The sequence below is a fragment of the Alterirhizorhabdus solaris genome (genome assembly GCF_007785815.1).
GTDB lineage: Bacteria > Pseudomonadota > Alphaproteobacteria > Sphingomonadales > Sphingomonadaceae > Alterirhizorhabdus > Alterirhizorhabdus solaris.
Genome location: NZ_VNIM01000009.1, coordinates 12780 through 33151 on the forward strand (window position 1 = coordinate 12780; position 20372 = coordinate 33151).

A 20372-nucleotide genomic window follows, 5' to 3' on the forward strand; every position below is an offset into this window, starting at 1 on the left:
GGATCGCATGGATCGACGGACGACACCCATTGCCGCGACCGGGTTTATCGATAACTATCGGTTATGCGTATGACCTCGATCGATCCGGCGAAGCTGCGTCACTTCGTGGCGGTGCTCGATGCGGGCACGTTCGCACTGGCGGCGCAGCGGCTCGGCATCAGCCAGCCGGCGATCAGCAAGAGCATCCGGGCGACCGAGGAGCGACTGGGCGTCCCGCTGTTCGAGCGCGGCAGGGCGGGCGCGCGGCCGACCGATCAGGCCAGGTTGCTCGCCGCTCATGCCCGGGGGATTCTCGCGGAATATGCCTTGGCCGATGCGGAACTGCACGCGCTGGGCAAGGCGGACGCAGGCGCGCTCGCGATCGGCGCCAGCCTGAGCCTCGCGCAGTCGTTGCTGCCGGATGCGATCGCCGCCTTCCGCCGCCGCTGGCCGGATGTGGCGCTGGCGATCGATGTCGGCCTGTCCGAACCGCTGTTCGCCCGGTTGCTCGAAGGCGAACTCGATTTCGTCATCAGCGCGCCCGAGCCGGGGTTTCCGATCGACGCGCGGATCGACCGGACGTTTCTGCTGGAGGAACAGGATGCGCTCGTCGTCGGCGCGGATCACCCCCTGCTGGCAAAGGCGGAGATCGCGCTGGGCGACCTTTTGGCGTTCCCGTGGATCGTGCCGCGTCGCTCCGCGCGGATCGACCGCATCCACGCCGTCTTCGCGGCCGGCGACCTGCCGCCGCCGGCTCGGATGCTCCGCGCCGAAGCGAGTGAACTGGCGCGCGGGCTGTTGATGACGGCGCCGTTCATCTGCCTGATCGGGGCGAGCGTACTCGGTTTCGAGATCGAGACCGGGCGGCTGGCGACGCTGCCCGATCTCGGCTTCGGCTCCACCCGCCCGGCCTATCTGGCCCGTCGCCGTGGCGCGCGCCTGCGCCTGCCGGCGCGTAATCTCGCAACGCTGCTGACCGACGCGGCGAAGGGGGCGCGGCCGTAGGCGCGTCCGGTCGCCTGCCCGTCATCCCACGATGCATACCGGGCATTGTTCGTCGACCTCGCCGGCGACGGCGTCGATCATCCGCGTCAGCAGTGACGCGCGGGTCGAGAGGATGCGATCGGGCGGCGGCGGCGCATTCGTGGCGAGCGCGACCGCGCGTTTCACCGCTTCGGCCAGCGGATTGACCACCGGCACGGCGACCGCCGCCGCCACCTTGCCGGCCATCGGCGACATGCAGGTGCAGCCGAGCAGGATCGCGTCGGCGCCGTCCGCCATCGCCGCGTGGCAGGCCGCCACCACGGCGGAGAGAATGTCCGGGTCGGCGCGGTCGACGCTCGCCAGATAGCCGTCCGGCCCCGCCACGCGATCGACCACGTCCGCCGCGCCGACGTTGCGGATGCCGACGCAGCGGTCCTCATGCCCATAGGCCCGCAGCAATCCCTCGGGCACGAAGTTCATCGCGGCGGGCCATACGGTCACGATGGCGAAGCGGCCGTGCGCGGCGGCGGCGGCCATGCCCGCCTCGCCCGACCCTGCGACCGGGATGGCGAGAGCCACCTTCAGCGCATCGAGGCCATAGTCGCCGAGGCTGTCGATCGCCACCGCATCGACGCCGCTCGCCGCCGCGCGCAGCCCCGCCTCCAGATGACCGATGGCCTGCATGTCGCGCTCCACCGGGGTCGCCGGAAACACGCCGACGCGGGACGGCCATGCGGACAGCACCGTTCCCCGGGGCAACGCGGCGTGCAGTTCCGGCCGGATGCCCTTGCCGATGCCGGGCACGGTGCCGAGGAGGGCGATCCGCATGTCATGTGGCCTTTCGGCTGACTGGAAAGGCCTGGGGCACGATAAATCGCCACGGGCCGGGAAGCGATTACTCCGCCGCCTGCGCGAGCGGTTCCCAGAGGCGGGGACGCGGGGCGGGCAGCCCGGGGTCCGCCTCGCAGCGGGCGCGCAGCGTCTCGATGTCCGGGCCGAAATCGAATACCTGCACGCCACCCCGCGTGCCGCGCATCGTATCGCGCCGCGCGGTGGTGGCGGCGGTGTCCACGCTGCCGTCGCCCGCGATCACGACGCCGTAGGCTTCGGCGCCCGCGACGGTGACGAGACCCTGCTCGATCTCCCTGACGATCAGCGCGGGATCGCGATCCAGCGGATCGCCCCAGCCGCCGCCGCCCCACGTGACGAAGTGCAGCACGTCGTCCGCCTCGACTTCGAGATCCTCCACCTTGTTGCCCACGATCCGCTGCGAGCCGTTCGGCTTTTCGAGGATCTTGCGCGCACGAGCGCCCGGCAGGCCGCCGTTGACGCCCCACGGTGGCACGAACCAGCGGTCGTCGTGGATGGCGATCTTGCCCGGCTCCAGAAAGCGATAGGACATGATGATGCCGTTGCCGCCGCGATGCAGGCCCGCGCCGCCCGAATCCGCCACCGTCTCGTAGCGTTCGATCACCAGCGGGAAGTAGCGTTCGAGAAACTCGTTGGGCACATTGGTGAAGTTGGGGAACAGCGAATGGCCGTCCGGTCCGTCGCCGAGCGGGCGGCCGGGGATGCCGCCGAACCCGATCTGGAACAGCTGGAAATAGGCGCCCGCCTTGTCGAAGCCCGAGTAGAACAGATGCGGCGAGGAGGAGAAGCCGGCCGCCGTCAGGAACTCCGGCGTCTTCTGGCCGAGCAGGCCGCCGAGGATATCGAACATCCGGCCGAGTGCGTGGGTGCGGCCCGAAAGCGCCGCCGGGAAACGCGGCTTGAGCAGCGATCCTTCCGGGATCCGCACGTCGATGAGGTCGTAATAGCCGTCGTTGAACAGGATTTGCGGATCGAAGACCATGATCATGTAGATGCCGAAGAACATCCGCATCATGTTCTCGTTGAGGAAGAAGTTGATCGACGCCGCGGACTGGGGATCGGTGCCGTCGAAATCGAGGACGACCCGGCCGTTCTCGCGCCACATCGTGCAGCGGATCTTGTACGGGCCATACCCCATGCCGTCGTCGCAGATATAGTCCTCGAAGCTGACCTTCTCCTCGCTGATCGCATTGCCGATGAGCTGGGTCATCGCGCGGTGATTGCGGGCGAGCAGTTCCTCGCAGGCGGACACGAACACGTCGTCGCCGAACCGCTCGGCGATCTCGACGACGCGGCGGGCGGCCACTCGGCACGAGGCGATGAGTGCGTTGAGATCGGCCTTGCACCAGTCGGGTGTCCGCACCTGATGCATGATGAGCCGGATGACGTCCTCGTTATAGACGCCCTGCTTGTAGATCTTCACCGGCGGGATGCGGACGCCCTCCTGGAAGATGGAGGTGGCGTCGATCGGCATCGAGCCCGCGACCATGCCGCCGATGTCCGACTGGTGGCCGAACATCGAGGTGTAGGCGATGAGGCGGCCATCCTTGAAGACGGGCAGCAGCACCAGCCAGTCGTTGCAATGGCTGACCGCGCCGCCGACCGAATAGGGATCGGACAGCATGATGAGGTCGCCTTCCTCCACCGTGCCGTCATACCCGTCGAGGAACGGGCCGATATAGGAGCCGAACTGGCCCACGATCATGCGGCCCTCGTGATCCGCGATGAGCGGGAAGGCATCGCCCTGCTCGCGGATGCCCGGCGACATGGCGGTGCGGACGAGCGTGGCGTCCATCTCCACGCGGGCGTTGCGCAGCGCGTTCTCGATGATGTCGAGCGTGACCGGGTCCAGCCCGATCTTTTCATAAGGCGTCTGGTTCGACTGGATGATGCGTGCGCGCATGGGTTGATCCTTATGCATCGGCCAGGGTGATGAGGATGTTGCCGACCGCATCGACAGTGCCGACGCAATCCGCCTCGATGAGCGTGGTGGAGTCCATCTCGGTGACGATGGCGGGTCCGGGGATGACGTCCTCCGCCTTCAGCCGGGCGCGGTCGTAGATGACGGCCGGCTGCATCCGGCCGTTCATGTAGAGCTCGTGGTCGCGCAATTTGGCCGCGCCCGGATCGCCGTTGCCGACGGGCAGTTTCGCGGCCGGCAGATCGAGCGCCTGGCCGAGCGCCACGGCGCGCAGGTTCACGATCTCGTGCTCGCTGTCCATGTTGAAGGTGAAGAGGCGGCGATGCTCGTCGTCGAAGCGATCGGTGAGCGAGGCGATGCCCTTCTCGCCCAGGTCCGCCAGCGTCACCGTCATCGGCACCTCGAACGCCTGACCGGAATAGCGCACGTCCACCTCGAACTCGACGGTGATCTCGCCGGCGGCCACGCCCTCGGCCTTCAGCTCGTCGCGGATCTGCGTCTCCATTTCCGCCAGCACCGCGCCGATCGCCTCGCCGCTCGTGCGCGACGCGAGGGTGGAGAAGGAGCGCGCGGTCTCGGTCCGCATCCGCGTGGTGGCATCGCCCAGCGCGCACAGCACGCCCGGCGAGACGGGGGACACGGCCGGCCAGCTGCCCATCAGGCGGGCGACCGCGTTGACGTGCAGCGGCCCGGCGCCGCCGAAGCCCATCAGCGCGAAATCCCGCGCGTCGTAGCCCTGCTGCACCGAGATCATGCGCAGCGCGCCGAACATGTTCTCGTTGACGATGTCGATGATGCCGCGCGCGGCGGCATACAGATCGATCTTGAGGGCGTCGGCGATGGTCTGTACCGCCCGTATCGCGCCGGGCCGGTCGAGCTTGAAGGTGCCGCCGAGCAGGGCTTCCGGCAGATAGCCGAGCACCACGTTGGCATCGGTCACGGTGGGCAGCGTGCCGCCCTTGCCGTAGGCTACCGGGCCGGGCACCGCGCCCGCCGACTGCGGGCCGACGCGCAGCGCGCCGGTCAGTTCGGGCACGTAGGCGATCGAGCCGCCGCCAGCGCCGACCGTCTTCACGTCCAGCGCAGAGGCGCGGACGGCGAGATGGCCGACTTCGGTCGTCCGCACGCGGCGTGCCTCCAGGTTCTCGATCAGCGCCACGTCGGTCGGGGTGCCGCCCACGTCCAGCGTCAGGATGTTGCGGATGCCCGCATTCCTGCCGACCCAGATCGCGCCGGTGACGCCGCCCGCCGGGCCGGACATGAGCAGCGAGACGGGATGCTCCTCGGACTTTTCCGAGGTCATCAGGCCGCCGCCCGAGCGCAGGAGCGAGAGCTTGCCCGCCATGCCCGCGTCTCGCAGCTTGTCGCGCAGGCTGCGGACGTAGCGGCCGACGACGGGCCGGACGGCGGCGTTCGCCACGGTGGTGAGCGTGCGCTCATATTCCTGCATCTCGGGCAGCACGATGTGGCTGAGCGAGACGGGGATGTCGGGCATGATCTCGGCGGCAAGCTCGGCGACGCGCGCCTCGTGCGCACCGTTCAGATAGGCGTTCATCAGCGAGACGGTCAGCGCCTCGACGCCCCTGGCCTTCAGCTTTTCCAGCTGCGCGCGGATATCGGCATCGTCGAGCGGGCGCAGTTCCTGCCCCTGCGCGGTCATCCGGCCCTTGATCTCGAACGTGTCTTCCAGCGCGGCCAGCGGCTGCGGCTTAGGCCAGACGATCCACCCGGCAAGCCCGCCGGGCACGAAACTGCGCGCGATCTGCATGATCTGGCGATAGCCCTCGGTCACGATCAGGCCGACGCGCGCGCCCTTGCCCTCCAGCACCGCATTGGTGGCGACGGTGGTGCCGTGCAGGAAGATGCCGATGTCGCTCGGCGCGATGCTCGCCGTTTCGCAGATCGCATTAAGGCCGTTCAATATGCCTTCGGAGCTGTCGTGCGGGGTCGAGGGCGTCTTGTGCCGCCAGAATGCGCCCGTATCCTCCTTGAACAGAAGGAGGTCGGTAAAGGTGCCGCCTACGTCAACGCCAAGCCGATATGCCATCGATCGTCCCTGTCACGATTGAGAGGCGCGAAGGTCGACGATGACCTTGCCCATGGATTGTCCGGAAACCAGATGATCGACGGCATCGAAGACGCCTTCGAGTCCGGTGAAATTGCGCTCGTCGAAGACGACCTTCAGCTTGCCGGCGGCATGGAGCGCGAACACCCTGGCGCGTGCCTCCGGCCAGTGATCGGCGAGCAGGCCGTTCATGAAGCCGCGCACCGATGCGCCCTTGTAATAGAGCTTGTGGGCGATCCGCGGCTGGGTGACGATCTCCGGCCTGCCTTCCAGATCGGCCGCCGCCCCGCCCACGACCACGCGGCCGTGCGGCGCGACATTGTCGAGGAACGCATCGAAGATGGTGCCGCTTACCGTGTCGATCGCGACATCCAGCTTGTCAGGATATTCGGCCGCGAGCACGTCGGTGACGGACTCCGCGCGATAGTCGATGACCCGGTGCGCGCCGAGCGACTTCACGAATTCGCTCTTCTTCCTGCCGCCGCAGACCGCGACGACGTGGCAGCCGCGCAGCAGGGCAAGCTGCACGATCAGATGACCGAGCCCGCCGGCCGCAGCCGAGATGGCGACCGTCTCGCCGTCGCGCAGCGCGCCGACATGCTCCAGCGCCATCGCCGCCGACACGCCGGTGGAGGCCAGCGCAAGCCATTCGGGCGCGGCTTCGGGCACCTTGGCGAAATGGCCCTCGGGGGCGATGTTCCACTGGCGATAGCCACCCGGAAAGCGCGTGGTGACGACCGCATCCCCGGCGGCGAAATCGACCACCCCGTCACCGACCGCCTCGACCGTGCCGAGCGCCTCGACGCCGGTCAGCGTCGGCATCGCGATCTTCACGTAATCGACCGCGTTGCGGGCGATCTGCGTGTCGAAGATGCCGTTGACACCGGCGTAGTGGTTGCGCACGAGCAGTTCGCCCGGGCAGGGCCGGCGCATGTCCAGATCGACGATCGCCGCACCCGCCCGGAAGGTCTCGGCGAAACGCTGGAGCTGGATCGCGCGATATGTGCCGCTCACGCCTTGCCCCCCGCATCCGGGAAACCGAGGACGCCGGGGTTGAGCAGGCCGTCCGGATCGGTGACGTGCTTCACCGCATCGAGCAGCGCCTGCGACACCGCATCCCGGCTCTCGCGATAGGGATAGGTGCGGCCGATCTGGAAATGGCCGGCGCCGTAGCGGGCGAAGATGGCGATCAGTTCCTTGCGCAGCGCCGTGACGAGCGCGGTCGCCTCCGGGTGGAGCGGCCGCTGCGTCAGGCGGGCGAGGTGCGACGGCTCGACGGCGGATTCGTGGATCTTGCGCCATCCCTGTGGCCAGAAGAACACCGGCTCGATCACGATCGCGTTCGTCGCCATCGTGGTGAAGAGGAAGCCGGTGTGGATCTCGGCCGCCTCCATCTCCGCGCGACGCCGCGCGAACACCGCCTGAACCTCCGCGAATATCGCCGGCGCGGTCGAAAGCGAGACGACGCCGTGGCACGGCACCCACGCCTCGCCCGTCGGCCCGAGCATCGAGTTCAGCGCCGGGAACGGCATGGCCCGGATGACCTTGGCGATCGTGTTCTCGATCTCCGCGCCGCCGAAGCTCAGGCAGATGCGCCGCGCCTCGGCCATGTCGGCCTCGACCGCCGCCCTGGATCGGCCCTCGCAGGCGAAGTGGAACGGGTAATCGGTCGGCGCGATGAAGTTGCGCCCGCCCATCGCGATCTTGGCGGCGGCGAGCAGCCCCTTGCCGAACGACTTCTCCTTGGCGACAACCTTGCCCAGTGTCTTGATGTCGCCCGCCAGCGAGGCGCGCTTCATCCGTACGACGGTGAGGCCGGGGTCGAACGCGCAGGTTTCGGCCGCCACGCCGGAACGCGCGATCTCCGCCATGGCCTGCAGCAACGCCTCGCCGCTCTGGAAGGAGAAGGAGGCGGTATCCTCGAACGCGGGCGCGGTGATGAGGCGTAGCGTCACCTCCGCCTTGATCCCCAGCGTGCCGCAATCGCCGCAGAACAGCCCGGTCAGATCGGGGCCGAAGTGGCGGTAGTGCGGCGTGTCGCCGTCCGGCCCGCGCGCGCCGGTGCGGACGATCGCGCCATCGGCCGTCACCACCTTGAGCGCCACGACGCTTTCGCTGGACGTGCCGTAATGCCCCGCGCCGAACATCGCGTTGAGCTGTGACACGCCGCCGCCGATCGTGGAGGACAGGCCCGACATCGGCCCCCAGAACGGCAGCCGCAGCCCCTGTGCCGCCAGCGCGACGTGGACCGCGGTCCACGTCGCGCCCGCTTCCACGGTGATCGTCATGTCCTCGCGGCTGAGGCGAAGGATGCGGTTCATCCGCGACATGTCGAGCGAGATGGTGCGGTGATGCGCGGGGACGTAGCCGGCGGTGTAGCTCATGCCGGCACCACGCGGGGCGATGGCGTAGCCCGCCGCATGTGCCGCCTTGGCGACGGCCACGACCTCGTCCGTCGAACCCGGTGACACGACGAGCGCCACCGTCGCCGGGGAGGCCTGCCAGACGTCCTCGCTGTGCAGCGCGCGGATCGCTTCGTCGTCGCGCGCATGGTCCGCGCCGACGATGCGGGCGAACACCGCCGTCAGGTCCGGCGTGTCCAGCGTGGGCGCATATGCTTCCTGTTGCATCAACATCGAGTCCGTTGCCTGAGGAATATGTCATACTTCTATGACATATCGGATCGTGGTTGCAAGCGTTCGTGCACGGCCCGTCGAACGCGCCCGGACGTTTTCGTTCAGACGGTCACGAGCGCGCCCGCCGCGCGCCCGGCGAGCCAGCCGAGCGTGATCGCGGTGGTGAGGCCCATCGCGGGCAGATACCCCCAGGAGGAGGGGCCGGACACGGAGCGCGCCGAGCCGCCACCGGCGAACAGATTGGCGAACGCCGTCCCGTCCTGCCGCAGCACTCGCGCCCCCGCATCGACCTGCAAACCGCCCTGCGTGTGATAGAGCGCACCGACGACGCGCAGCGCGCGAAAGGACGCGCGGGGCGGGGCCGCGTCGGTCCAGTCGCGGCCCATGACGTCCGGGGCGTTCTTCGAGGCCGCCGATCGGGCCGCGGCGATCGTCGCGGCGAAACCGGCGGGATCGGCGCCGATCAGCCGGGCGAGTTCCTCGGGCGTTTCGGCCACCTTGGCGGCATTCAGCTCGATGAGTGCGGCCAGCTCGGGGATCGCGGCGCATCGCGCCTCGATCCGTTCGTCGTAGATTACCCAGCCGATGCCGTCCGGCTGGCTGGCGAGCGGGTGGACCATGCCGGCGATATCCAGCGTCTCGTCGGTGAAGCGCGCGCCCGCCTTGTTGACGATCAGGCCGCCCTCCAGCAGCACCGGCGGCGGCACGGAGATGCCCTGCGGATCGGTGAGCATCGCATAGCCCTGATACGCCCCCATGTCGGCGATCGCGGCGCCCAGCTTTTCGCCGAGGACGATCGCCTCGCCGTGGCTGCCCTCATGGCCGTTGTACCGCAGTGATCGCGTCTCGGGCATGTAGCGGTCCGTCAGCGCGCGGTTGGCGCCGAAGCCGCCGGCGGCAAGGATCAGCGTGTCGCAGCCGATATGCTCGATCGCGCCGTCCGCGCGCTCCAGCGCGACGCCGATGATCCGGTTCTCCGCATCGGCGAAGATATCGACCAGCTTCGTCTCCATGAGCACGTCGATCCCGGCATCGCTCATGCGCGCGTGGAGAAACTGCACCATGTCGAGGCCGCTGTGCGCCGGCCAGCCGTGCAGCCGCTGGCGGCTGTTGCCATAGGAGGCACGGAACCGCGTATCGAGTTCCCACGGCAGGCCGTGCCGGTCGATCAGCCATTCCAGCGCGGGGGCGCTGTTGTCGGCGAGCGTGCGGGCGAGGACCGGATCGGTCTTGTCCTGCGCCTTGGCCATGATGTCGGCGAAGAAGGTGTCGGCGTCGTCCGCGATGCCGTGGGCCGCCTGGCTGCGCGTGCCCGCCGCGCATACCAGCCCCTGCGACATGCCGGTCGAGCCGCCCGCGCGGTCGTCCCGCTCCACGACCATGACCGCAGCACCCGTTTCCGCCGCCGCCAGCGCCGCCACCGCCCCGCAGGCGCCGGCGCCGATGACGATCACCGGCACCGTCAGTTCGAACGAGTTCAACCGCCGGCCCCGATCTCTTCGGCCACATCCTCCGAGGCGACATCGCCCGAGGTCTGGTTCGCTTCGTTGCGCTGCTGGATGATGCGCAGCACGCGCGCGATATATTCCTGCGTGGCAAGCGCGCGCTCGATCGCGGCTTCCGGTTCGGGCGAATAGGCCTCGATCTCGTCGCGCGACAGGACGCCCTTCCGTTCGAGCAGGCGCTCCAGCGTATCGACACGCTGGCGGCTGACCGAAAGCTCCTGAACGAGGGCCATCGTGATGGCGAGAACGGTTTCGATCTCGGTATCGAGGAAGAACGGCCGTTTGCCGGCGGGCTTGGCGCCGGCTTCGGCAATGGCCTCGGCGATGCTCATCAGACCTGCGCTCCGATCACATGCCAGGCCGCCTTGCGGCCGTAATCCTCGGTTTCGTCGTCGGCCGCGTCGGGGAAGAGATCCTTGTCGACCACCGCCGTCACGCCGCCGTGGATCAGCCGGTCGCGGGCGAAGCCGGCATCGACCATCGCCTGATCCAGATCGAGCTCGTGCATCCGGCTCCAGAACGGCTCGTTGTTATAATAAGCATCCCAGTCGCGCATCACCTGCTCGAAGAGCGGCATGTCGGCCGTGTACTGCGGCTGCTCGACATGAAGGACGATGCCGCCCGGCTTGAGCAGGCGACGCGTCTCGCGCAGGATGTTCGCCAGCGACCGGGTCGACAGTTCATGGAGGAACATCGTCGTCTGGATCCAGTCGAAGCTCTGGTCCGGGAAACGCGACAGATCCTCGCCCGAGGCCTGCACGAAACGCACGTTCCCCACGCCGAGCGACTTGGCGCGGGCAAGGCCATAGCGCAGCATCGGCGCACCCAGATCGACGATCGTCATCTCCGCCTCGGGCCACGCCTGCGCGATCGGCAGGCTGGAATGGCCGACGGTGCCGCCGATCTCCAGGATCGTGTGCGGCGTGAAATCCGGCAGGTTGCGGCGGACCCACTTCACCACCGCATGGCCGCCGCCATCGGCGAACTTGCCCAGCAACCCCGCCGTCGTGACGAAATTGCCGTGATCGTAATTGGCGCCGTTCGTCACGTCGCCCGGAAACGCTTCCTGATGATAGCTGCCGGGCATGCAATGGTGATCCACCGCCGAGACGTAGCGCGGGATGGCGAGGCCGGGGTCCAGCGCCAGCCGATCGTCGTCGCGCGTCAGCTCGGCGGCCTTTTCGGCGAGTGCCTCCCGCTGGCGGATCGCCGTCCAGCGGCCCGCCTGCTGGCGCTGCTCCATCGTCATGCGCCGGATCGCCGACCAGAAGCGGAAGGCGGGATGCCCGAGCAACGCCTTGCGCGCCTCGTGCCGGTCCGCCAGCGGGCGTCCGGCGTCCTTCTCGGCGGCGGGCGCCACCTCGGTGTCGAACGCCGCCTTCACGCCTGGCACGATCCGCGCCGAGAGGTGACGGTTCATCTGGGCGAGGAAATTGACCCGCTCGATCTCGTCGTGGCCCATGTCGGGGAACACGCCGTGGCGACCGATCACGCGGTAATCCGGTGGGCCTTCGTAGCTGACGGTGGGGGTGTCTGCGCGTGCCATGGCGGAAAGTCGCTTCCCTCATTTGCTATATGCCTATAACAATATGCCACCGCCAACCGAGAATGCCAAGAGGACACGCGCGCATGACCCGGATTATCGTTCTGCTCAATCTGAAGCCCGGCAAGAGCGCGGCGGATTATGAAAAATGGGCGCTCACCACCGACCTGCCGACGGTGAACGCACTCGATTCGGTCGACAGCTTCACGGTGTTCCAGGCGACCGGCGTGCTGGGCGGCAGCACATCGCCCTACCAGTATATCGAGGTGATCGACGTGGCCGACATGGACCTGTTCGGCACCGAAACCGGCACGGACGCGATGGGCCGGGTCGCCGCCGAGTTTCAGGAATGGGCCGATCCGATCTTCATCGTCACGCGCAAGGTGGAGGCCGCGGCGTGAGCGGCGCGCTGGCCGGCAGGACCGCCGTCATCACCGGCTCCGGCCGAAAGGGCGGGCTGGGCGAGGCGATCGCGCTGCGGCTGGCGGCGGAGGGGGCCAATATCGTCCTGTCCGATGTCGGCACCTCGCGCGATGCGGCGACGCCCGATGCGATGGTGGGCCTCTCCACGGAGATGGACGGGATCGCCGCCGCGATCGCCGCGACGGGCGTGAAGGTTTCGACCCGTGCCTGCGATGTCCGTATCCGGGCGGAGGTTCAGGCGCTCGCCGACCATGCCGTCGCCACGCACGGCAGCCTCGATATCTGGATCAACAACGCCGGCATCGGCTACATCGTGAAACCCCTGCTCGACGTGAGCGAGGAGGAGTGGAACGCGGTGATCGGGGTGAACCTGACGGGCGCGTTCTACGGCGTTCAGGCCGCGGCGCAGCGGATGGTGAAGCAGGCGCGCGGCGGCCGCATCGTCAATATCGCCAGTCAGGCGGCCAAGAGCGGCTTTCCGAACATGCAGGCCTACACCTCCTCCAAGCACGGCCTCGTCGGCCTCGTCCGCTCGGCCGCGACCGAACTGGGCGAGCATGGTATCACGGTGAACAACGTCTGCCCCAACCACGTCACCACCGGCCTCGGCGCATGGCAGAACGCATATTTCGCCGAGCGGCAGGGCAAGACGGTGGAGCAGTACGTGACCGATATGGCCGCGCGCATCCCGATGGGGCGGCCGGGCCTGCCGCAGGATACGGCCAACGCGGTCGCCTTCCTCTGCTCGGACGAGGCTGCCTACATCACGGCGGAATCGCTCAACGTGTCGGGCGGCGAGGAGCCGCACTGATACCGTGGCGGGAGGGTGTTCCGACCCGCTGGCCTGGAACCGGATGACGCAAGATTGATCCTCAGACCGCTCATCCCGAGGAGCCATTGAGCCTGCCGAGATGGTATCCCGAAGGAGGTGGCATGTCCTTCGAAACGGTATCCTTCGACGCTGCTCGGGACATGCTTCGGCAAGCTCAGCCCCTCCTCAGGATGAGCGGGAACTCAAGGCTTACGTTCTATCCTTTCGAGATTGGGCCGATCCAGCCGCGCGCACTCTTGTGTCGAGCGAAGTCGAGACGCGGAGCGTCGCGCGTGTGGCGCGCCCCTCGACTTCGCTCGGGGTATGGAGTGGAAAACCAAATCCCCGGTCAGCCTCTCGGGATGAACGGGTCGATCTGACGTCGTTGAACTTCAGCTTTCCAGCACGGCGCCCAGCGCGGCGGCGACGTCGCTCGCCGATGCGAGATCGTCGATCAGCATGGTCAGCCGGTCGTGCGCTTCGGCCATGCCGCCGAAATCGAGGCAGCGCGCGGCCTTGGCCAGATGCTCCGTGCGGCTCAGCGGCCATTCGGGCGAGCCGAACTGGCGCGTCACCGTGCGCGAGAACACCTCGCCCGTATCGAGTGTGACGGTGCCGATCGCGGGGACGAAGGCGGCGGCATCGGGGTTGTCGTCGATCTCGACATGGATGCGGTCGGCCAGCGCCAGCAGGGCGGGGTCACTCAGCCGCTCGGGCGTGAAGTCGGCTAGGCCCAGCGTGCCGCGCGTCAGCACCACCGCGCCGAGCCATGCGAAGCACAGGCGAGCGTAGGCGACGCTCATGCCCGCGACCGGCCTGCGCCCCACGAGGCGATGGATCAGCGGCGGCGCGCGATAGGTGAAGCGGGCTAGCGTGTCCGGCGTGATGCCGTGCGCCGCGATCAGCTCGCGCAGGGCGATGATCGCGCCGTGCGCGGCGCGGCCGGAAGGGAACGGCTTCCAGCTCAGTTCCTCGATCCGGCGAACGGTGCCGAGTTGCGCCAGCACGGGGGCGAGATCTACATCGTCCTCGAACAGGGCGAGATAGCCGAACGGTCCGTCGATCGAGCCTTGCGGCCCTTCCAGACCGGCAGCGGCCAGATCGACCGCCTCGATCGCCGAACGCGCCGCGCCGGCGACCTGGATGGCAAGCGTCGGCTTGCCCTCGACGTGCGCCTGCATCGTGCCGCTCGCAAAAGCGAGGCCGTAGCCGAAGGCGTTGGTCGCGACCTCCGGCGAAAGCCGCCGCAGGCGGCAGAGCGCGGCGATCGCGCCGAAGATGCCGGCGGTCGCCGGGCGGAAGAACTTGAGCGGGCCGCGCACCGCGACGCCGAGCGCCGCCATCACGTCCACGCCGCCGACCATCGCCGCCAGAAAATCCGCGCCCGACACCGGCGACCGGCCGGCCTCGGCAAGCAGCACCGCGCCGATGCTCGCCATCGGGTGCGCGACGGCAGGCTCGTGAACGCAGTCGAACTCCTGCGCGTGGATCTGGTAGGCGTTGACGAAGGCAGCGTGCGGCGTGGTCAGGCGGGCGTGCGGGCGGCCCAGCACGAGGCCGGTGCCTCCCGCGCCGCTCCATCGTTCCGCCGCCGCGAAGGTCGCGTCCGCGAACGGCGCGTTCCGCCCCGCGATGCCCACCGCGAGCGTATCGTGCAGGAAGGTGCGCGCCGCCGCCTGAGTGGCAGGCGCGAGATCCCCCCATTCGGTGGCGAGCGCGTGATCGACGAACCGGCGCGACGCGGGTGTCATCGCAGTTCGATCATCACCTTGCCGACATGCTCCGCCGCCGCGAGATAGGCGTAGGCCTCGCGCGCCTGGTCGAACGCGAAGACCTTGTTGACGACGGGTTCGATGCGGTTCGCCTCGACCGCGCGCAGCAGGCGGACGAGCATCGCGCGGCTACCCTCGGTGATGCCGCGCAACGTCAGGTTCTTGCCCAGGATCGTGCCGTAGTTCGGCAGCCCGTCCGACGCCTGACCCGCCGTCACCCCGATGATGACGATGCGCCCGTTGACGGCGGCGGCGGCGAGCGACTGGCCGAGTGTCGCCTGCCCGCCCGTCTCGACGACGATGTCGGCGCCGGCATGGCCGGTCGCGGTCATCAGCTCGGCCGCCCATTCGGGGTGGGTGCGGTAGTTGATCGTGATGTCGGCGCCCAGCTCGCGCGCCAGCGCCAGTTTGTCGTCGCTCGACGAGGTGGTGGCGACGCGGGCGCCGTTCGCCTTGGCGATCTGGAGCGCGAAGATCGAGACGCCGCCGGTGCCGAGCGTGAGGACGAGATCGCCCGCTTTCACCTTCCCGACCTCGACGACGGCGTTCCATGCGGTCAGTGCGGCGGAGGGGAGTGCGGCGACCTGACGATCGGAGAGTGCATCCGGCACCCGTACCAGCGCGGCGGCGGGCACCACGACGCGCTCGGCGAGCCAGCCGTCGTGCGTGACGCCGAGATCGTGGGCGAAGGCATGGTAGCCGAAATCGCCGCCGGTCCAGTTCACGAAGTGCGGCGCGATCACCCGATCGCCCACGCTGAAGCCGGAAACGCCGTCGCCCACCGATACTACCGTGCCGACGCCTTCGGACACCGGGGTCCGTTCCGCGGGCTTCTTCGCGCCATAGATGCCGCGCATGATCTGGATGTCGCGGTTGTTGAGGCTGACGAGGCGCGGGGCGACGACGACCTGCCCGAAGGCCGCGACCGGATCGGGTCGTGTCGTTGCCGTCAGCGACTCGACGCCGCCCTGTTCACCAACCTGATATGCCTTCACGGGGATACTCCTGCTCTGGGCAGGCGGGTAGGAAACCGCCTCGACCGACGACGCAATTGTATTGACTATATATCAATTGCGTCGGAGGCAAAGGCTTTCGTCACCCGTGCGGCCCGTTCCGCCCGTTCGACGGTGTTCAGGCGGTTTGCGGGATCATCCGCGGCGCGACGCCCGCACCCGGATGCTGGAGATCGAGGCGGATGGTGAACTTGTCCGCCCGATAATGCGCGAAGGTGAGCAGGAAGGGCGTGTGGCGTGCATCGTACACCGTGCGGCTGATCCGCAGCAGCGCGGATCGCGATTCGATATCCAGCGCCTGCGAGATGACGGGATCGGCCTGCATCGCGCTGATCGTCTGTTCGGCCTGCTCGGCCTTGTGGCCGCCTTCTTCCAGCACCTTGAGGATCGGCGTGTTCGCCAGCGACGCCGCCGAGACGGCCGTGGCGAAGGCGGCCGGCACGTAGCTGACGATATAGCCGAGCGGCACGCGGTCCATGCTGCGGACGCGCACGGCGCGCAGCACCGCGTCGGTCGGGCCGATCTTCAGCGCGCTGGCGACCGTGGCGGTCGGCATCTCCATCGCCACCTCCAGCACGGTGACCGTGGTGCGCCGCCCAAAGGCGAGGAGCGAATCGACCGCCTGATCGATGTTCGCCTCGATCGGCTTGGCGGGCGATTCGAAGATCACGCGTGTGCCGAGGCGACGCTTGCGCTCGACGAAATTCTGCTGGCTGAGTTCGGTCAGCACCCGGCGCGCGGTGATGCGCGAGACCTCGAACTTTTCGGACAGTTCCTGCTCGGTCGGCAGAGAGCTGCCGAACGGCCGTTCGCCGCTGAGGATCTCGTCACGCAGCTGGAGATAGATCTGATGATAGATCGGCATGGCAGCGTTGCGATCGATCACTGTTCAAGCCCACCTTCGCTTCGATGCCGAGGATCGGCGTCGTCGCATGGCTAGTTCAGCTTTTGCACACGCTCGTCAAGGATCAGCCGCCGTGATGGAGGGATCATCGGAGGGAAGATCAACGCAAGTGAGGGCCGCCATCAGGCGACCCTCCCCCTCTATCATCGAAAAGTTCAGAAGTTGAACCAGAGACGTCCGGTGAACCGACGGGGATCACCCGGGAAAAGCGAGATGAAGTTGGCCGTAATCGTCTCCTGCTTCGTCAGGTTCGTTACGCCGAACGCCGCGCCCCATTCGCCATCGTCATTATCATAAGTCAGGTTGAGATCGACGAAATCCTCGCGCGGGGCGAAGGCGGTATTGAGTGCCGCCACCGCATAGGACGAGTTGTGGCGGTAGGCCGCGGTCAGGCCGACGTTGCCGCCGAGCGCGGCGACGGGCACCTTGTACGTGGCGCCGGTGGCGAGCTGGAACGTCGGCACGCGCAGCGGGATCGTGTCGGTCGTGATCTGCGAGACGAGCGGCACCCCCGGCGTCAGCACGGTCGAGAGGTACTTGCCCTTGCCGATCGAGCCGTTGACGAAGACGTTGAACTGCTTTGTCGGCGCGAAGACCGTCTCGAACTCGAAGCCGTAGGTCCGCAGCTTGCCGGCGTTGCGGGCGAGCTGCGAGATCACCGTCGACGGCGGCACGATGATGCCCGACGTGACCTGCAGATCCTTCGTGACGGCCAGGTAGGCGGTGCCGTTCAGCCGCAGCTTGCGATTGAACAGATCCGACTTGAAGCCCGTTTCGTAGGACCACGTGCGCTCCGGACGGAACGGCAGCACCTGGAAGGGCACGCTGTTCGTGCCGTTCCACCCGCCGGACTTGAAGCCGTTCGTCGCCGAGGCATAGACGATCGTGCCGGGCGTGACCTTGTAGGTCAGCGCGACGCGCGGGGTGACGCGGTTCTGCTCCTGCTTCAGCGGGATGCCGGCGGCTTCCACCTGCGCGCTCGAATAGCCGGCAGCACCGGTGGGATTGCTGGTGAAGGCCGGGCTGAAAAAGCGGTCGGACTGGAAGAAGTCGATCCGCTTCGTCTCGTAGGTATAGCGGGCACCGGCGGTCAGGGTCAGGTCGGGCAGGAACTCCCAGTCCGCCTGCGCATAGGCGGCCGCCGTCTCGACCGACTGGTCGAAGTGGATGTCGGCGCCGTAGGTCACGCCGTTCGACGCCGTCCGCGCGAGTACGTAGGAGGTCGTTCCGCCCGAGAAGGTGGCGGTCTTCAGCTCGTTGTTCTCCTTGAGGTAGAAGATGCCCGCGACATATTTCAGCTTGTCGTCGAACGCGCTGCTCGACCATTTGAGCTCGCCCGAATGCTGGTTGTTGCGGATCTTGTCGGCCAGCACGAAACCGGCGAACTTGTTGACGGTGCTGGAGCTGTAGTTGTTGATGTAGCCCTGATTCTGCTTGCGATAGCCGACGATCGCTTCCAGCGAACCTGCGTCCGTATCCCAGTTGATATGCGCCGAGGTCGCGTAGTTGTCGGTGTTCAGGCAGAGGCCGTCCTGCGTGCCGAGCAGGATCGTGACGGGATCGCCCTTGCAGCTTACCTGCCGCATGTTCATCGCCGCCTCGTAGAAGACCGGCGTGGTGGAGGTGCGAAACTTCGAGGAGGCCACCGGCAGGACGCGGACGCCGAAATAGGTACCGGTGTTCTTGGTGTATTCGCCGGACAGGTCGATGGTGAGGCTCTCGGTCGGCTTCAGGCGCACGTCGCCGCGCACGCCGTAGCTCTTGTCGCCGTTGAGATGCTCGCCGGTCGTGATGTTCTTCACGAAGCCGTCGTCGGTGACGTAGAAGGCCGAGAGCTTGGTCAGAATCTTCTCGGAAAGCGGCACGTCGATGCTCGCCTTGGCGGTGACCCGGTCGTACGATCCGGCCGTCACCTCGAACTTGCCGCCGAAATCCTCGCTCGGCTTGCGCATGATGATGTTCACCGCGCCGCCGGTCGTGTTGCGGCCGAACAGCGTACCCTGCGGGCCGCGCAGCACCTCGACGCGCTCGGTGTCGAAGAAGGCGTAGTTGTTGGCGTTCTGCCGCGCGACATAGATGTCGTCGACATAGGTGCCGACCGGCGGGTCGAAGGTCGCGGCCGACTGGGTGTTGCCGAGGCCGCGCAGGAAGTAGCTGTTCGCCGTGGCGAGGCCCGCGTTATGCTGGGAGATCATCGACGGCACGTATTTGGAGACCGAGATCGCGTCCTCCAGGTTCAACGCGCGGATCGTCTGTGCGTTGAACGCGGAGACGGCGACCGGGATCGACTGCACCTTTTCCGGCCGGCGCTGCGCCGTGACGGTGATGTCCTCGAGCCCGCCGCCGCCCTGATCCGCCGCCGCCTCGACCGGCGCGTCCGATGCCACCGTGGTGGTCGGCGCCAGCGTTGCCGTGCCCTGCGCCTGGACGCCGGTCGAGATTGCCCCCATGCTCGCGACGATGGCGAGGCAAGAGGCCCGCATCGATAGTTCAATCCTCATCGTTTGACCTTCCCCGAAAATTTGTGTCGTTCCAGATGCGGCGAACAGACCGGATACGCGCCCAGCCCTTTGGTCTATTGTTATGCCAATAAGACAAAAGCATTTCATGAGGGGTGTCAAGCACGCTTTGTCACGATTGCGTAACAAGACGGAACTTAGCCAGGCTGTGGCCGATATGACGCGGTTCGCGGCCCAGCGCGGGTAGGGGCCGAGCAGCAGCAGCAGCACGCTGCCGACGATCAGGCAGCCGACGCCGCTCAACAGCGCCAGGTGATAGTTGCCCATGCGATCGAAGGCGAAGCCGTACACCACCGGCCCCAGTCCGCCGCCGAGCGCGATGACGGCGTAGAAGCAGCCGTAGATCGTGCCGTAGTGTCGTTGCCCGAAATAGCGGTTGATGAGGTAGGCGAGCAGGTCGAACTCGAACCCGGCGCCGAAGCCGATCGCCAGGATCGCCAGCAGCGCGCCGGAGGGGCTGACGGTCGATCCCGTCAGCAGCCACGATCCGGCCGCCGGGACCATCAGGATGCCGAAGGCGCAGAGCGGCGCCCAGATCCGGTCGAGCAGCCAGCCGCCGATGACGCGCCCGGCGATGACGGCCAGGCCGAAGCTCGCGGTGATGCGCGCGATCTGCGCCAGTTCGAAATCGAACGTCTTGAGGATATTCTCCATGTTCGGCGTCGGCGCGGTGAGCGCGAAGGCGATCAGCAGGAACGCCGCCGCGAGTATCCAGAAGCGCCGGTCGCGCAGCGCCTCGCCCAGCGTCACGCCATATTCCTCAACGACGATCGTTTCCTCCGTCGTCGCGTCGATCACGACCGCCTTGTTTTCCCGGAACAGGCGAAAGACAATCGGCACGCCGATAACGATGGGCAGCATGCCGATCACGAAGAAGGCCGTCCGCCAGTCGTAGGTCAGGATCAGCCACGCGGTAAGCGGCTTGATGAGGAAGCCGGTCAGGCCCGTGCCGGTGCTCGCGATGCCGAGCGCCAGCCCGCGGTTGCGATCGAACCAGCCGTTCACCACCCGCGTCCACGTCGCCGACAGCGTGCCCGCGCCCAGAACCGACATGACGACCCATTGGCCATAGTAAAGTACAAGTGATCCGGTGCTCAGCCCGAGGCTCATGAAGCACAGGCCGAACAACGTCAGCGACACCATCGCGACGTTGCGTGCGCCGTAGCGATCGACGACGAAGCCCACGCCCGGGCTTATCAGCATCACCACGCCCGACTGCACGGCAATGCTGCCCATCAGCGATGCGAAGCTCCAGCCGAAGGCGCGCGACAGTTCCGGCGCGAACATGCCGATCGTGTAGAAGGGCACCGGGCTGAGGCCGACCGCCACGCCGATCATCGACGCCAGGACGACGAGCCACCCTTTCGGTGTTTCGCGCGAGCCGATCGTCGATGCGATCCCCGCCACTTCGCTTTTCATCAGATGTG

At 67.6% G+C, this 20372-nt stretch carries 15 protein-coding genes; 3 read left to right on the forward strand and 12 right to left on the reverse strand.

The genetic code is table 11. The annotated features are described in order from the left end of the window. Positions 1-63: 63 nt before the first annotated feature. Positions 64-984: a LysR family transcriptional regulator gene (locus FOY91_RS03855; RefSeq protein ID WP_145148328.1), complete on the forward strand. Its 921-nt coding sequence runs from the start codon at positions 64-66 to the stop codon at positions 982-984. A 21-nt stretch (positions 985-1005) separates the two neighbouring features. Here the strand turns inward: FOY91_RS03855 and FOY91_RS03860 are convergent, their stop codons facing one another. The 8 genes from FOY91_RS03860 to FOY91_RS03895 all read right to left on the reverse strand — a co-directional run bounded on the left by FOY91_RS03860 (position 1006) and on the right by FOY91_RS03895 (position 11506). Then, positions 1006-1791 (reverse strand): aspartate/glutamate racemase family protein, encoded by a 786-nt coding sequence (locus FOY91_RS03860; RefSeq protein WP_145148329.1) that lies wholly within the window; start codon positions 1789-1791, stop codon positions 1006-1008. Positions 1792-1858: 67 nt separating this feature from the next. Further along, positions 1859-3736: a hydantoinase B/oxoprolinase family protein gene (locus FOY91_RS03865; RefSeq protein ID WP_145148337.1), complete on the reverse strand. Its 1878-nt coding sequence runs from the start codon at positions 3734-3736 to the stop codon at positions 1859-1861. 10 nt (positions 3737-3746) lie between these two features. After that, a complete protein-coding gene (locus tag FOY91_RS03870) occupies positions 3747-5801 on the reverse strand; it encodes a hydantoinase/oxoprolinase family protein (protein ID WP_145148339.1) in 2055 nt (684 codons plus the stop codon). Positions 5802-5813: 12 nt separating this feature from the next. After that, on the reverse strand, positions 5814-6833 hold the full coding sequence (locus FOY91_RS03875) for a zinc-binding dehydrogenase (RefSeq protein WP_145148341.1): 1020 nt from the start codon (positions 6831-6833) through the stop codon (positions 5814-5816). Next, positions 6830-8449 carry an FAD-binding oxidoreductase gene (locus FOY91_RS03880; RefSeq protein WP_145148343.1) on the reverse strand — a complete coding sequence of 540 codons (1620 nt, stop codon included), beginning with the start codon at positions 8447-8449 and terminating at the stop codon, positions 6830-6832. The genes FOY91_RS03875 and FOY91_RS03880 overlap by 4 nt, the downstream gene beginning before the upstream one ends. 107 nt (positions 8450-8556) lie before the next feature. Further along, on the reverse strand, positions 8557-9936 hold the full coding sequence (locus tag FOY91_RS03885) for an FAD-dependent oxidoreductase (RefSeq protein WP_145148345.1): 1380 nt from the start codon (positions 9934-9936) through the stop codon (positions 8557-8559). Continuing rightward, positions 9933-10292, reverse strand: a complete 360-nt coding sequence (locus FOY91_RS03890; protein ID WP_145148347.1) for a hypothetical protein — start codon at positions 10290-10292, stop codon at positions 9933-9935. Before FOY91_RS03890 ends, FOY91_RS03885 begins: the two co-directional genes overlap by 4 nt. Next, positions 10292-11506 carry a class I SAM-dependent methyltransferase gene (locus FOY91_RS03895; RefSeq protein ID WP_238995225.1) on the reverse strand — a complete coding sequence of 405 codons (1215 nt, stop codon included), beginning with the start codon at positions 11504-11506 and terminating at the stop codon, positions 10292-10294. Before FOY91_RS03895 ends, FOY91_RS03890 begins: the two co-directional genes overlap by 1 nt. Before the next feature lie 83 nt (positions 11507-11589). Between FOY91_RS03895 and FOY91_RS03900 the strand changes: the two genes are divergently transcribed. Continuing rightward, positions 11590-11904: an REDY-like protein HapK gene (locus tag FOY91_RS03900; RefSeq protein WP_145148349.1), complete on the forward strand. Its 315-nt coding sequence runs from the start codon at positions 11590-11592 to the stop codon at positions 11902-11904. After that, positions 11901-12737, forward strand: a complete 837-nt coding sequence (locus FOY91_RS03905) for an SDR family NAD(P)-dependent oxidoreductase (RefSeq protein ID WP_238995226.1) — start codon at positions 11901-11903, stop codon at positions 12735-12737. The genes FOY91_RS03900 and FOY91_RS03905 overlap by 4 nt, the downstream gene beginning before the upstream one ends. Positions 12738-13129: 392 nt before the next feature. Here FOY91_RS03905 and FOY91_RS03910 read toward each other — a convergent pair whose 3' ends face one another. The 4 genes from FOY91_RS03910 to FOY91_RS22240 all read right to left on the reverse strand — a co-directional run bounded on the left by FOY91_RS03910 (position 13130) and on the right by FOY91_RS22240 (position 20364). Then, positions 13130-14488, reverse strand: coding sequence for an MmgE/PrpD family protein (locus tag FOY91_RS03910; RefSeq protein WP_145148354.1), 1359 nt, complete (start codon positions 14486-14488; stop codon positions 13130-13132). Further along, a complete protein-coding gene (locus tag FOY91_RS03915; protein WP_145148356.1) occupies positions 14485-15504 on the reverse strand; it encodes a zinc-dependent alcohol dehydrogenase family protein in 1020 nt (339 codons plus the stop codon). Before FOY91_RS03915 ends, FOY91_RS03910 begins: the two co-directional genes overlap by 4 nt. Positions 15505-15640: 136 nt before the next feature. Then, positions 15641-16387, reverse strand: a complete 747-nt coding sequence (locus FOY91_RS03920; protein WP_145148358.1) for a GntR family transcriptional regulator — start codon at positions 16385-16387, stop codon at positions 15641-15643. 194 nt (positions 16388-16581) lie between these two features. Next, on the reverse strand, positions 16582-20364 hold the full coding sequence (locus FOY91_RS22240; protein WP_238995227.1) for an MFS transporter: 3783 nt from the start codon (positions 20362-20364) through the stop codon (positions 16582-16584). Positions 20365-20372: the final 8 nt, after the last annotated feature.